Source organism: Pseudomonas sp. FG86 (assembly GCF_057808775.1).
Window position 1 is genome coordinate 1 of record NZ_JBMDIS010000196.1, and the last position, 765, is coordinate 765.

The 765-nt window shown below is 40.4% G+C and carries 1 protein-coding gene; it reads right to left on the bottom strand.

What is annotated here, in order from left to right; genetic code table 11:
- Positions 1–147 precede the first annotated feature (147 nt).
- Positions 148–537, bottom strand: a complete 390-nt coding sequence (locus ACODSV_RS36285; protein ID WP_454843937.1) for a hypothetical protein — start codon at positions 535–537, stop codon at positions 148–150.
- Positions 538–765 lie beyond the last annotated feature (228 nt).

The following is a 765-nucleotide window of genomic DNA, read 5'->3' on the forward strand; positions in this document are numbered from 1 at the left end:
ATATCAGAAGGTTAGCTGTTAAGTAAGTGCCATTCAGTTCTGTCCCCTTTCTGCTGCTTTCTGCTGTTTTTGACAAGCTCTGAGTGATGGCATAGTCGCCTATGAAGTCAGTGGTGGCTTTTAGGCGGCTTAAAAGTTTTCTCTTATTTATGCCGAAATTACGCAGTCATGGTCGTCCAAATGGACTAAAAAAGTTAGATTGCGATCCGTCAGCCAAAACGAATAGCCAGTCGTTTCACCTATGACGGATGCAAGATCCTGCGAGTTATTGATTTCCCATGCTCTGTAACGAGTGTCAAAAACCAGTAGTGTCAGATCTGTTTTTTTTATACGATCTGTTATTTCTTGCCAGAAATTGGGATTGTGTTCGGTATTTGTTTCGTTGAATTCCATAGGGTCGAGTATAGTGCTTTCCGCCCTAAAAAATTTTCTAGTTAACGCTTTTGTTAATTGATGGATGTCTTCCGTAGTTAGCTTTTTGTGTTCGATTTTTAGCTCGTGGAGTACTTCGTCTATTTCTTCTTCTAAATAATTCATATGGGTGCTCCTATTTTTGAGCGGCTAAGTGGAAGTAGTTCGAGCAGTATGTGATCTCTTGCAGTTCCTCCACCGGCTCTTTTCCCTGGGGTTTGGTAGCCAAGGGAGTTGGAACAGATTTATTTGATCGAAAACACTGAGTCGGATTTTTAGCCTATAAATAGTTCTGTCCCGAATGGCACTTACTTAACAGCTAACCTTCTGATATGACTACAAAAAATGAAAAAA

Coding starts and splice junctions, on each gene's coding strand:
- ACODSV_RS36285 (WP_454843937.1), bottom strand. CDS start 537: ATGAATTATTTAGAAGAAGAAATAGACGAAGTACTCCACGAGCTAAAA.